This is a genomic window from Moorella naiadis (nom. illeg.), assembly GCF_051020825.1.
GTDB classification, from domain to species: Bacteria; Bacillota; DSM-521; order Neomoorellales; family Neomoorellaceae; genus Neomoorella; species Neomoorella naiadis.
This window is the reverse complement of record NZ_JAXGFQ010000052.1, coordinates 1-9,605: the sequence shown is the minus strand read 5'-3', so window position 1 is coordinate 9,605 and position 9,605 is coordinate 1. Positions and strand designations below refer to the sequence as shown.

Sequence of the window (9,605 nt, the reverse complement as noted above, 5' to 3'; positions counted from 1 at the left end):
AAATTGCTCAAGAGCCTAACCTTTATCCAGGAAGGGAGGAATGTGATTTTAGCTGGTAATGCGGGTACCGGCAAGACCCATATCGCCATTGGCCTAGGGATCCAGGCCTGCTTGGAAGGCTACAAGGTGTGGTTTACCACCGTGCCTTTACTGGTGAATCAAATCAAGGAGTGTCGGTCGGCCCAAACCCTACGCGCCTTCCAAAACCGGTTTGAAAAATATGATCTGGTCATCGCTGATGAGATGGGGTATATCTCCTTCGACAGAGAAGGGGCAGAATTGCTTTTCACCCATCTGTCCTTGCGGGCCGGACGCAAATCCACAATCATCACCACCAACCTCTCCTTTGAGCGTTGGGGGGAAATATTTCAAGACCCGGTGATGACGGCCGCCATGATTGACCGCTTGACCCATCAGGCCTATATCGTGAACATGAATGGTAATTCCTATCGGATGAAAGAAACGAAGGAGTGGTTGGAGCAGCAAAAATTAAGTTAAATGGCTTGTGCTTTTTGGTTCAATGTGGGGTACTTTTAAATGACGATCTGGGGGAATTTTGAGTTGACAAATACAAAAGACGCCGGCGATTAGATTAGCCGCTCTGATGAGTTCTTCTTCGCTGTAGCGGTTGATGTCAAACAGCAGGTAACGGAAGTCCAGGAGATGCCCGCTGAAATCTTGGTAACTGTCCAGCATTTCCTTGAAGGAAAGGGCCGCCGTCCAGGAGCCGGCGCCGTTGTAGAGCACCGCCGGGATGATGGGCGTCAGGCGGAAATGCTTGCTCTCCCGCTCGTGCTGCGGGGTGTTGTTGTAGATCTCCCGCCAGATCTCGACCATATAGAGCAGCAGCCGGAAAGGTATCAGGTAATCTACCGTTGACTGCAGCTCCAGCAGGACGTAAAAGATGACGTTTCTATCTTTCGTCTTAAGCCGGTAAACGACATCGGCTTCTTTCTCGCTGAAATCCTGGAGGACATAAGACTTGTTTACCAGGATGAGGTCGTCGGCGTCAATGGCCTCCACCCATTTTTCCCGGACGAAGGTCTTTAAGAGTTCCAGGAACACCCTTTTGTCGGCCAGGAGCTGCCGGTAACCCTTGTCGTGGGGGTGGTGGGGAGGCCGGGGCTGCCCTTCGTTTTCCGGCAAAGGATCACCTTCTTCTGGATTCTATTATAGCATATTTCTGGAACAGGGGGATATTTTTCTGAGAGCAGAAGCTTTATATCTTCCAACTGGCGCAGTTACAGGGGCTCCAGGCCCAGGAAAAGGTTGGCCTGACAGAACAATATATTTCCCTCCATGACCAGGCCCCACAACCCCGGCTGTAACGGCAAGATCGTATCCCTGCATCGCAACCTGCAGCGGGAGCTCTTACGGTGTAAAGAATTGGCCTCCCTGGAGGAAGCAAGGCAGGAGATTGCCGCCTACATCCGTTACTACAACCATGAACGACCCCATCAGGGGATCGGCGGCCTCACCCCGGCCGACCGCTACTTTGGCCTGGCCGAGGAGGTGAACAAGTATGCCTTACACCCCAACCCTCGTCCCCGCACCCTGTACCTGACGGGTAAGGTTCAGGATGCTTTCTTCCGCCTGGAAGAATTACCGCAGGGCGGGATCGTCTTGAGCCTGGACGGCTAGGAGTTTAAACGCTGGCCATCCACCCACGACTGGCACCTGGTCGTAACTTTAATATTTGCTCGCCTTACGCCAGGTCTGGGGCTTGCCTTGTTACCCGGACGGCCGAATCTTGCGCTTATCCCGGCTGGTAACGTAAATTAACGACCCGGCACCGGACAACGACGAAATTAGTCACCTCCCTTAGCCCCTGCTAGAATGGAGGGCGAAAGGAGGTGAGCACCATGGCTAAAGTTACCGCGCCGCTCATGTCTATGGATGCCAGCGGCGCCCTGGGAAAGGCCCTGGTCTTCGCCAAGTGGAAGGGGATCAACTACGCCCGTCGTTATACTATCCCCATGAACCCCAATACCGTCAACCAGGAAAAGATCAGGGTTACTTCACCCAGGCGGTGACCAGCTGGCAGGGGGAGAGCCCTGAAACCAGGGGCATGTGGAACGCAGCCGTGCGCGGCCGGCCGCTGACGGGGCTGAATTACTACCTGGCCCAATATATCAAGTATCTGTCTAGCCATAATGGCCAGGCCCCGGTCACGCCCTTCCTGCCCCCGGGGCAGCAACAATCTTAAAGCCTCAGCCGGGAAGCGGCAGGGCCGGTGGCTTTGCCGCTTCTCCCCATGCCGGCCCTGCCTTGCTGTCATGGGCAAAGACGGCAATGGCCAACATCAGGCCGCGGGTATCTTAAAGGACCATCGACCGGCCTGCTTAAACCCGGCCGGTCTTTGATGCCAGGGCGACCTTAAGCCCGGAGTGGAGGTTAGAACCAGCTTAAGTATCAATGTTTAATGGCGAGGATTCTATGCAATTCATCCTCGCTGGTGATGTCAAGTATCTTTTCCGCCAGGTCATCTAGCTGCTCCAGTGATAACGTCTTTATCTTCGCTTCCACTTCAGAAGAAATGGTACCCAGGCGTTTCCTTAGCTGTCTTAAGAGTATTTCCTGCCGGCCTTCCTGCCGGCCTTCCTGCCGGCCTTCCTGCCGGCCCTGCTGTCGGCCTTTTAAATGCCAGGATGTGGTTAATTCCATAACCCTTTGCACCTCCTCAGGTTGGAGTTCTTCGGACAACTTCTTTTGCAGGGATTTTTCTTCTTCGGCGCTCAACACCAGGTAGCTGTCAAAAAAAGCGGTTATCAGTTCCATCCGCGCCGGGTCTAACTGCATCCGGGTCAACAGGCGTAAAAACTCGATCTTTACCTGCACCCGCTCCCGGGGCGAATAGTCCATCTTGCTCAACAATGCCGCCGCTACCGGGTTGTTGCTGTTGAGGTACTGCCGCCAGGGCAGCTTCCTAAGTTGTATTTTGTAAAACTCGAACTGCAACACCTTGAGAAAGGGAAACTCTACTTCGTGCCGGCTGGTTTCCTCTGCCTTGCTGTCATGGGCAAAGACGGCGATGGGGAGCACTCTTTTCTGGTGTTTTTCGTAAAGCCGGCTGAAGTAAATGAACATGCGCCGGGCGAAGTCGGCTTGCCGGTAGGCCTGGGGCTCGATATGGACCAGGACGCAGCCGTCTTCTCCTTTGATTTTAACTTCCGCCAGGATATCAACGTAGTGTTTGTCGCCGGCGGTAATATCGGTTATAACTTCCTGGGTTAAAAACCTGGTATCCGAATAGTCGATTAAAGCATGGGCTTCAGGGAAGAAGAGCTCCATAAACTCCCGGAAAAAGGTGGTCAGCAGTTCCTTGAACAAGCGGTCGTGATCAACGGGCATTGGCGGTTGCTCCTGTTTTTCTTTATTTTACCTGAGAGGGCCCGGCTGAGCAAGGGTTATTTTTTTAATATATTGGCAAAGGCCTGGCCCCGGAGCTGCAGTCCCGTCCAGTTCCCCCGGCGAGCCTGCAGATGTGATTATTGGTCCTCTCGGGTGAACAGGGCGAGCGGGTGGCGACCGGGGTAAAGCTCCTACCAGGAAGGCCTGGCTCCAAGGCTTCTGATGACCGGCGGCCCCGTAGAGTAGAATGGAACGTAGCAGCGGGAAGGCATCATAGCCGGACAAAATGGCTGGCATTCGGCCATTGTCGTTACTTCTCCTTACCACCTGCAGCGCACCAGACTGGCTTTTAACAATGTATTTCGGGGCAGCCGCATCCGTTTGAGCTTCTACGGGGCGGAGGATCCGTGGCTAGATCCTACCCGCTGGTGGCTCCAGGACTGGGGGATAGAAGTGGTGGACCTGGAGTATTTTAAGCTGGCCTGAAAATCCGCGAGCGCCTGGGCTGGGTCCCCCCTTATGACGAACTGGAGCGCATTATTTATTCCGCCTTTTAATACAGCTTTATTGTTTCTGCGTTCATTAAACGGAGTGGGTACGGCGATGGTACGGTGATGTTCGCCCTGACCGGTTAAGTGCAATTTAAATGGCCGCGTATAAAACCTCAGGATGCAAGCTTTAATACTTTGTTGAGATAATGGATTACTAACTGGCCCAGTATATCATATGGCCTGGAGTGCCTGATGGACATGCTACTCAGAGGGCAATGGTTAAAATAAAGAGAAAAATTCAAAGAAGTTCAACAGTAAACTTACTGGACTGCTTGCAATCTTATGGTCAGTAATGGTATACTTCTGGTAAGGAAATCTTTCTAAGAGTAAGGAGAAGATGCTTTATGTCGACGCCGTTAGTGCGCTTAACCAGTAAAGGGCAGATGACTATTCCCCAAAGTATCAGAGAAACTTTGGGCCTGAAGGCAGGCGATTATTTGACCATCCAGGTTGATGAAGATGAGATACGTTTGAAAAAGGTGCAGCCGGTGAAGCCCTTGAGTAAAGACGACCCTATATGGAAATTGGTTGGTGCGGGGAACAGCGGCCTTAAAGACGTCGCTGCCAAACATGATCATTACCTGGCTGAAGGTGAAGTAGAAAGATGGAAAAAATAATGGTAGATACCAGTGCTATTTATGCCCTTATTGACCGTTCGGATGATTGGCATGAGAAGGCCAAGAATCTCTTTAAGAAATTAAGCGAACAGGATGTTGATTTAATATTAACAAACTTTATTTTGGCTGAAACTCATGCCTTAATCTTGAGCCGTATAGGTCATGAACTGGCCCGTGAATGGGTAAAAAACTTGGTTTGGAAAATTGATCGTGTTAAAGAAGAAGATGAGAAGCGAGCCAGGGAAATCATAATTGCATACAAAGATAAGTCTTTTTCTTATACCGATGCTACTACCTTTGCTGTTATGGAACGGCTAAAGCTGAATGTAGCTCTGGCCTTTGATAATCATTTTACCCAATTTGGCTGGCAGTGTTTTGAAGATTGAATAACGTCGGCGGCTTGACTCTCCTCCAGGCGGCTCTACACTGCGGCGTGCCCTGCTTCGTCTTTTCCTCCAGCGAGTGGCCCACGTCCTGGCCCTGGAAGCCCTGGAGCAGGGCGGCGCCACGGCGGCCTATAACCTGGGCACCGGCCGGGGCTATTCGGTTCTGGAGGTAATCCGGACGGCTGAAAAAGTAACGGGGAAAAAGGTACCCTGCTGTGTCGGTCACCGGCGGCCCGGGGACCCGGCGGTGCTGGTAGCCTCGGCAGAAAAAGCCATCGAAGAGATGGGATGGCGGCCGCGATATACTAGTTTGGAGGAGATTATCGCCACTGCCTGGATGTGGCATAGAAACAAGCCGGGCGGGTATTCTCAAGTTTATTCGCCGGAGGGCCGGTGACGGTGACCCACCCGGAGATGACCCGCTACTTTATGATCATCCCTGAGGCGGTGCAGCTCGTTATCCAGGCCGGGGCTTTAGTGAAAAGCGGGGAGATTTTCGTTCTCGATATGGGCGAGCCGGTGAAGATATTGTACCTGGCGCTGAGCATGATAATCCTTTCCGGCTGTATGCCGGGGAGGTTTGTAACAGCTATCAATATATTAATAAATATTGACAAAACATAACAAAAAGCTTACCATAAAGTTATGGAACTATTAACCATCAGCAAAGCGGCAAAGAAATTAGGCGTCCACCCCAACAGCCTGCGCAACTGGGAAAAGCGAGGCTTAATCAAGCCCGCGCGTTTGCCGGGTGGCCAGCGCCGGTACTCTATGGATGAACTAAACAAGCTCTCACAGTCCGGCCAATTGACTGACGGACGCAAGGCAGTCGTGCTGTACGCTCGGGTGTCCGCAAAAAAGCAGGCCGATGCCGGCAACCTGGAACGGCAGATGGAACGGCTGCGCCAGTATGCTAAAGAAAACGGCTTTATTGTGAGGGCAGAATTCGTGGACGTGGCCAGCGGTCTGAACCAGAAGCGCCGCGGTTTAACCAACGTCCTTAAACTTGCCGAGCAGGGTGAATACCGAAGGCTTATTATCGAATATCCTGACCGGCTGGCCCGCTTCGGCTATGGGTATATCGAGCGTCATTTAAAATACTGCGGCGTAGAAATAATCGCCATAGCGGAGAAAGAGCCTGAAGACGCCCATACTGAATTGGTCCGGGACCTGCTGGCCATAGTCACGTCTTTTTCGGCCCGGCTTTATGGGGCCAGGGGCGGCAAGAAGATCAGGCGGGAGTTGCGGGAATTGATGGCAGGGGTGGGTGCGGATGAAGAAGTGGGAGAAGAGTAGAAAGAAACCAGTCGCGGCTTCCGGTGGCATCAAGTATACCGTCTGCGGCGAGTGGTTCCCGGCAGCTTACCCTGCTTACCGGTCCAAGAAATATAGCCGGGGGGATGAAGGCCCCTTGGATACTGAGATGCGGCTTTTCTGCGCCTGCGAGCGCTGGGCGTTCAACCGGCTTATAGAAGGCTGCTCCCGGGAAGAACTCAAACAAGAAGGCCAGTGGGTATTCGGCTTAAACTCCCGCTACTGCGATGATGCCATACTGAAAGCGAAGGCTGTCGTAGAATCGCAAAAGGAACTCCTGGCGTTAGAAATCGAGGAGACGGAAGCCAAACTCGCCCGGGCCAGAAAGAAGTTCCGCTGGGCTGAAAAGGACCTGGACAAAGCGATTAAGGCCAATGACCCGGCAAAAGTCGAGAAAGCCAAACGTATTCTCCACGGCCGTAAAGCCCGGGTCAAAAAGCTAGAAGATAAACTGGCTAAACTCCAGGACCATGAAGCCAACGGCACTATCCCCAAGGTAGTTTTCGGAGGACGGGCCTTATGGCGGCAGGTCTGCCGGGGCAAGGCCGGCCGTGAAGAATGGCGGGACGCCAGGCAGAACCGGTTATACGCCCGGGGCGACGAAACAAAAGGCGGTAACCCCAACATGAAGGTAGCTTACCAGGAAGGGAGATTTATCCTGGCGGTCACTATTTCCCACCTCTCTGAGCAAAAAGGTACTGACAGCAAAGGAAGGCCGATAATGACCAGGGCGCCGCGGGTGAAAGGAAAGCTCTGGCTGCCGGAGAAACACCGGCTCAAGGTGTGGGAATTGCTCTTAACAGGCGTGCCTTATACCGTAGAGTTGATCAAAAGCCGGGACGGCCGGTACAGGGTACATATCGCCTTCACCATGACGGCGCCTGAATTGGTGACCGACCCCAACCTGGGTTATGTGGGCTTAGACACCAACCCGGACGGGTTGGCTTTAGCCAACGTCAACTATTTCGGCCAGCCCGAGCCCTGGCCGGAAGGATTTATCGTACCGTATCCGCAGGGCCTGCACAAATTTGCCGGGGAGTTCCAGGTAATAGTGCACCCGAACGGTTTTCTTTCCATCAAGATGCCCGAACTGGCTTACAGCCGCAGTTTCAGACGCGCTTACCTCATCGGCGTTCTGGCCCGGGTAGTGGTGAACATCGCCAAAGCATTAAGTAAGCCCATCGCCTTAGAAGACCTGGACTTCGGCCAAGACCGGCTGGACACGGACAGGAAATTCAACCGCATGGCGGTCAATTTCCCTTACCGGAAGATAACCGAAGCCGTCGCCCGTAAAGCCTACAACGAAGGCGTAGGCGTAAAGCCGGTCCGGCCGGCCCACACTTCTACTATCGGCTACTGGAAATACATAGAGCGGTATGGGGTGACAATCCACCATGCCGCCGCATTGGCAATCGCCCGTCGGGCTATAGGTTTTAAAGAACGCATCACCAAAGAGTTAAAACAAAAAATCAAAGCCATTAAAGAAATGTCGAACCCCAAGGTCGATACCTTGCCTGAGGAAGGAAAAGGGATGACCCGAAAGGTAAAGCGGCAAATCATGCGGCTGGGCGAAAAGGTTTCCGTTCATAACGGTTTAGACCGCTATAAACAGGAATCCTTTTATTCAGTCTGGCACGACTTGAAGCAGCTAGCTTTATCAAGTAGGTGACCCCGTTAGCCGGTATCGGACAAACCGGTAAGCCGCATCTAACAGATCGCGGGAGGCGTCCGGCGCTTGAAAGAATCAAGTGCCGGACCGCTTAACGGTCAACGCAAGGTGGGAACATTTACGGTTCTCCTTACGGCCGCGTCTTGCGCCCGTCAAGCGCTGTTCTCTCGTCCGGGTGAGACCCCCGGGGCCGAGGTCTCCCTGTCGCGAAGCCTGCTCCCAGGGGCAGGCAAATCAAATCCGAAAGGAGCGAGAACCTGGTCATGGGGAGGCCGCCTAATAATGATTGACATGATGTGTCAAAAATTGTTAGGTTTTTTGAACCAGGATATTGTCTTGACAAAGGGGACCACCTTATTCTACGAAAAACTTCTGGTTTTGGGTGAATCGTAAATGAAGCCCAAATTATTTATATATAGAGATAAAGAAACAATCCTACCAGACAGGCAGGACCCTTGTACAGGGCTGAGGACAAGTGAGTGAGTAACGTGGAAGAATTAAGGGAACAAAGGCCAAAGGCTTTTATCCGGTTGCGGGGGAAAACCGCCCTGGAACGCCGGACCGAGTGGCGCTGGTGGAAAAAGCTAGGGTACCGTGTGGCCGAACCCGACGGCATTACCGTCCTGCATGAAAAAGAGGCCATCCGCAGGCGGGTGCTGGAAGCTTTTAAAAACATCGACGCGGATGTGTTTCTTTTTGGCTCTCAGGTGAGTGGGACCGCCGGTCCTTACTCCGATTATGATATAGGTGTCCTTGCTAAAATAAAAGTAGAGGAAGGGACCATAGAAATCACCTGACAGCATTACCCGGCAGCGTCGCCCCGGTTAGATCCTAACCGGCTTCCTCCCAGGTAAAAATTCCAGGGAGGAGAAACCATGGCTAAACACCACGACAGTGACACCAGACAGATAATCCTTAACAGTATCCGGGCGAGCGGCCTCACCATTACCGAAGCCTGCCAGGCCCACCATATCTCCCGAGCCAGCTACTACCGCTGGCTGAAGCAACTGGGAGCCAAGGGGGGTGTTAGCCGGACCGGCAGCTTAACCTCTAACGCCGCACCGACAGGAAAAAGAAAGATAACGCGGACCAAACCGGAAACGCAAGTTACACCTCAAGTAGAAGAGATAATCTGCTCCCTAAAGCAGCAGTACCCCTATTACGGCCTGGTCAAGATTAGCCAATATTTACGACGCTTTGCCGGAGTGCATATCACCCCTACCAGGGTCCTCAGGGTTTTAGAGAAGCATCACCTCCCTTTAAGCGACTTCTACGCCGCCCCCAGGCAACCCCAAGAGGTGACCCGGTTTGAACGCTCCCAGCCCAATGAGTTGTGGGCCACCGATTTGATGGTCTATCAATTGAAGGGCGGCCAGCGCCTCTACTTCATTGCCTGGCTGGACGACTACAGCCGCTTTGTGCTGGGTCACGGCGTCTTTGCCTCCGGGGAGACCCAGAACGTCGTCCAGGTCTTCCAGGAGGCCGTCCGCCTCTATGGCCTGCCGCAGGAGGTCCTAACCGATCAAGGCCGCCAGTTTCACTCCTGGAACGGGTTGACGGAATTTGAAGTCCTACTGGCCAACTGGGGAGTAAAGCACACCATGACCAGGCCCCACAACCCCGGCTGTAACGGCAAGATTGAATCCCTGCATCGCAACCTGCAGCGGGAGCTCTTACGGCGTAAAGAATTGGCCTCCCTGGAGGAAGCAAGGCAGGA

At 53.1% G+C, this 9,605-nt stretch carries 12 protein-coding genes and 2 pseudogenes; 12 read left to right on the top strand and 2 right to left on the bottom strand.

Annotated elements, in window-relative coordinates; all coding sequences use genetic code 11:
* A partial coding sequence (locus tag SDD30_RS16875) for an ATP-binding protein (protein WP_434076098.1) occupies positions 1–498 on the top strand: 498 nt, incomplete at its 5' end.
* Positions 499–549: 51 nt separating this feature from the next.
* Here the strand turns inward: SDD30_RS16875 and SDD30_RS16870 are convergent.
* Positions 550–1,146 (bottom strand): annotated as a pseudogene (locus tag SDD30_RS16870) (Rpn family recombination-promoting nuclease/putative transposase); the annotation flags it as partial.
* A gap of 153 nt (positions 1,147–1,299) precedes the next feature.
* Here SDD30_RS16870 and SDD30_RS16865 point away from each other — a divergent pair.
* The 3 genes from SDD30_RS16865 (at position 1,300) to SDD30_RS16855 (ending at position 2,206) form a co-directional block, all read left to right on the top strand.
* Entirely contained in the window at positions 1,300–1,641 is a 342-nt protein-coding gene (locus SDD30_RS16865; protein ID WP_434076097.1) for an integrase core domain-containing protein, read from the top strand.
* A 221-nt stretch (positions 1,642–1,862) separates the two neighbouring features.
* Entirely contained in the window at positions 1,863–2,033 is a 171-nt protein-coding gene (locus SDD30_RS16860; protein WP_434076096.1) for a hypothetical protein, read from the top strand.
* Positions 2,030–2,206, top strand: coding sequence for a hypothetical protein (locus SDD30_RS16855; protein ID WP_434076095.1), 177 nt, complete (start codon positions 2,030–2,032; stop codon positions 2,204–2,206). The genes SDD30_RS16860 and SDD30_RS16855 overlap by 4 nt, the downstream gene beginning before the upstream one ends.
* A 206-nt stretch (positions 2,207–2,412) precedes the next feature.
* Here SDD30_RS16855 and SDD30_RS16850 read toward each other — a convergent pair whose 3' ends face one another.
* Entirely contained in the window at positions 2,413–3,351 is a 939-nt protein-coding gene (locus SDD30_RS16850) for a DUF4351 domain-containing protein (RefSeq protein WP_434076094.1), read from the bottom strand.
* Positions 3,352–4,246: 895 nt separating this feature from the next.
* Between SDD30_RS16850 and SDD30_RS16845 the strand changes: the two genes are divergently transcribed.
* The 8 genes and pseudogenes from SDD30_RS16845 to SDD30_RS16810 all read left to right on the top strand — a co-directional run.
* Entirely contained in the window at positions 4,247–4,519 is a 273-nt protein-coding gene (locus SDD30_RS16845) for an AbrB/MazE/SpoVT family DNA-binding domain-containing protein (RefSeq protein WP_434076093.1), read from the top strand.
* Positions 4,507–4,905, top strand: a complete 399-nt coding sequence (locus SDD30_RS16840; RefSeq protein ID WP_434076092.1) for a type II toxin-antitoxin system VapC family toxin — start codon at positions 4,507–4,509, stop codon at positions 4,903–4,905. The genes SDD30_RS16845 and SDD30_RS16840 overlap by 13 nt, the downstream gene beginning before the upstream one ends.
* Positions 4,906–4,981: 76 nt before the next feature.
* A complete protein-coding gene (locus SDD30_RS16835) occupies positions 4,982–5,302 on the top strand; it encodes a hypothetical protein (protein ID WP_434076091.1) in 321 nt (106 codons plus the stop codon).
* Positions 5,290–5,481 (top strand): annotated as a pseudogene (locus SDD30_RS16830) (polysaccharide biosynthesis protein); the annotation flags it as partial. The gene SDD30_RS16835 and the pseudogene SDD30_RS16830, both read left to right, overlap by 13 nt.
* Before the next feature lie 69 nt (positions 5,482–5,550).
* The gene (locus tag SDD30_RS16825) at positions 5,551–6,201 is read left to right on the top strand and encodes an IS607 family transposase (protein WP_434076090.1); all 651 of its coding nucleotides are present in this window, start codon (positions 5,551–5,553) and stop codon (positions 6,199–6,201) included.
* Positions 6,179–7,888: an IS200/IS605 family accessory protein TnpB-related protein gene (locus SDD30_RS16820; protein ID WP_434076089.1), complete on the top strand. Its 1,710-nt coding sequence runs from the start codon at positions 6,179–6,181 to the stop codon at positions 7,886–7,888. Before SDD30_RS16825 ends, SDD30_RS16820 begins: the two co-directional genes overlap by 23 nt.
* A 479-nt stretch (positions 7,889–8,367) precedes the next feature.
* Positions 8,368–8,685 carry a nucleotidyltransferase domain-containing protein gene (locus SDD30_RS16815; RefSeq protein WP_434076088.1) on the top strand — a complete coding sequence of 106 codons (318 nt, stop codon included), beginning with the start codon at positions 8,368–8,370 and terminating at the stop codon, positions 8,683–8,685.
* A gap of 78 nt (positions 8,686–8,763) precedes the next feature.
* Positions 8,764–9,605 (top strand): DDE-type integrase/transposase/recombinase (locus SDD30_RS16810; protein WP_434076087.1); only part of this gene is annotated, 842 nt, incomplete at its 3' end.

Coding starts and splice junctions, on each gene's coding strand:
- SDD30_RS16860 (WP_434076096.1), top strand. CDS start 1,863: ATGGCTAAAGTTACCGCGCCGCTCATGTCTATGGATGCCAGCGGCGCC.
- SDD30_RS16845 (WP_434076093.1), top strand. CDS start 4,247: ATGTCGACGCCGTTAGTGCGCTTAACCAGTAAAGGGCAGATGACTATT.
- SDD30_RS16825 (WP_434076090.1), top strand. CDS start 5,551: ATGGAACTATTAACCATCAGCAAAGCGGCAAAGAAATTAGGCGTCCAC.
- SDD30_RS16850 (WP_434076094.1), bottom strand. CDS start 3,351: ATGCCCGTTGATCACGACCGCTTGTTCAAGGAACTGCTGACCACCTTT.
- SDD30_RS16840 (WP_434076092.1), top strand. CDS start 4,507: ATGGAAAAAATAATGGTAGATACCAGTGCTATTTATGCCCTTATTGAC.
- SDD30_RS16865 (WP_434076097.1), top strand. CDS start 1,300: ATGACCAGGCCCCACAACCCCGGCTGTAACGGCAAGATCGTATCCCTG.
- SDD30_RS16820 (WP_434076089.1), top strand. CDS start 6,179: ATGAAGAAGTGGGAGAAGAGTAGAAAGAAACCAGTCGCGGCTTCCGGT.